The organism is Shewanella sp. 11B5, from assembly GCF_002836795.1.
Classification (GTDB): Bacteria; Pseudomonadota; Gammaproteobacteria; order Enterobacterales; family Shewanellaceae; genus Shewanella; species Shewanella frigidimarina.
The window spans coordinates 1-2,159 of the sequence record NZ_PJAP01000650.1 but is presented as its reverse complement, the minus strand read 5'-3'; the positions used below and the strand labels follow the sequence as shown (position 1 = coordinate 2,159).

At 42.2% G+C, this 2,159-nt stretch carries 2 protein-coding genes; both read right to left on the bottom strand.

What is annotated here, in order from left to right; genetic code table 11:
- The coding region (locus tag CXF78_RS14870) for a heavy metal translocating P-type ATPase (protein WP_102037242.1) at window positions 1-1,828 on the bottom strand (1,828 nt) is incomplete at its 3' end.
- Window positions 1,828-2,159, bottom strand: a 332-nt coding sequence (locus CXF78_RS14865; protein ID WP_102037241.1) for a MerR family DNA-binding protein, incomplete at its 5' end; no start/stop codon positions are given. The genes CXF78_RS14870 and CXF78_RS14865, both read right to left, overlap by 1 nt.

The window sequence follows — 2,159 nt, the reverse complement described above, 5'->3', positions numbered from 1 at the left end:
TGACTTCTGCGAAAAAATCATCAATACCGACTTTTTTAGCCACTGCGGCGGCGGTCGCTTTATTGTCCCCGGTTAACATTATCACTTTGATGCCACTGCGTTTCAGTCTCGCAATCGCTTCGATTGAATCAGGCTTTATCGGATCTGATACCGCAATAATGGCCAGTAATTGCCCTGCAAGCGCTAAATACATTGGTGTTTTAGCATTTTCAGCTAACACTTGGGCCTTAGCTTCATTGAATCCAATATCAATATTTTTGTCTTGCATTAATTTTAGATTACCAAATAATAATATCTGGCCATCCACTTCAGCTTCTACACCTTTACCTGAAATGGCATTGAAGTGCTCAGTGTTAATGGCTTCAATACCTCTATCATTCGCACTTTCAACAATCGCTTGCGCGAGTGGATGTTCGGAGTGACTTTCAATTCCAGCAGACAAGGCAAGTACCTGCTCTTCACTGTCTGCATTAACCAAAATAATATCGGTAACTTGCGGTTTACCTTCGGTAATAGTGCCGGTTTTATCTAATACCATGGCGGTTATTTTAGACGCGGTTTGCAATGCTTCACCGTTCCGAATAAGCACTCCCGATTCAGCCGCCTTACCAACGCCGACCATCACTGACATTGGCGTTGCGAGTCCTAACGCACAAGGACAAGCAATAATTAATACTGTTGTTGCAGACACGATGGCAAATACACTCGACGGCTCGGGGCCAAAGTTAAACCACACCATGGCACTGACTATAGCGATGATCATAATGGCGGGCACAAAGTAAGCGGCTATAACATCAGCTAAACGTCCAATCGGCGGCTTAGAGTTTTGCGCCCGTTTGACCATACTAATAATGCGCGCCAGTGCAGTATCTTTACCTACACGAGTTGCTTTAAATATGATTGAGCCTGATTTATTCAAGGTGCCAGTGACCACATCGTCACCGATCACTTTTTCAACAGGCATTGGCTCACCAGTCAACATTGATTCATCAATGGTGCTGTTACCTTCAATAACCACCCCATCAACTGGGATTTTTTCGCCAGGGCGAACTTTAACGTGATCATTAAGTAATACATGAGCAATATCGATGTCGAGGTCTTTTCCATCACGGATTACCCGAGCAGTTTTAGCTTGCAAACCAATAAGACGCTTAATCGCTTCAGAGGTTTTACCGCGCGCTTTAACTTCGAGTGCTAAACCAAGATTAATTAAACCAATAATCATTGCGGTCGCTTCAAAGTAAACATGCCTTGCCATCTCGGGAAATAATTGTGGAAATGCAACTATCAACATAGAGTAAACCCAAGCAGTACCGGTACCTAAGGCAATGAGGGTATCCATATTGGCGTTATGGTTTAAAAATGATTTCCATGCACCGATATAAAAATGCCTACCTGATATCAGCATAATCGCAAGAGTCACCACACCAACCAGTCCCCACACCACTTGTTCGAATAGGGTTGATACCGTCATTTCGCCAATAAACAGTCCATAAATCATCAACGGAATACCGACGGACAAAGCGATAATGGTATGGCGTAATAAACTTTTATAATGTTGTAAATCAGCCTGTTCTTTCTCGTTCATGGCATCTTCTGCCGACTCCGCCTGTATTTGAGTAGCATTATAACCAGCGCTTTCAACCGCTTTTATAATCAACTCGGCAGATGCTTTACCGTTAACCAGTACCGTTCTGTCCGCAAAATTCATCTCGGCCGAATCAACGCCTTCTACGCTGTTAATCGCTTTTTCAATTTTGCCAACACAACTCGCGCAGCCTGCGCCGAGGATATTGAGTTGCATAAGTGAGTTTTTTGTTTGATTCATTACTTAACCTCCGTTGACGCTAATATAATGTGGTCAAGCTGAGTAACTGTTGTTGTCTGAATATCAGCTTGATGTGTACTGTCAATCAAATGGCAAACCATATTTCCTGTAGGCAAGTTATCTGGCATAGTTGACCATTGTTCAACGGCCTGAAAAAGTCTTGCTCTTAATTTCATTGTTTTATTAAATTGTTCTTCAGTTTCATCTAACTTTTGTTTTACTAATTCACGTACAAGGTGGCATGCACTTTCACCATGGTCAGTGTTAGAAAAAATCAACTTAATTTCTTCAACCGAAAAATCAAGCTGACGAGAACTTATGATAAATTGCA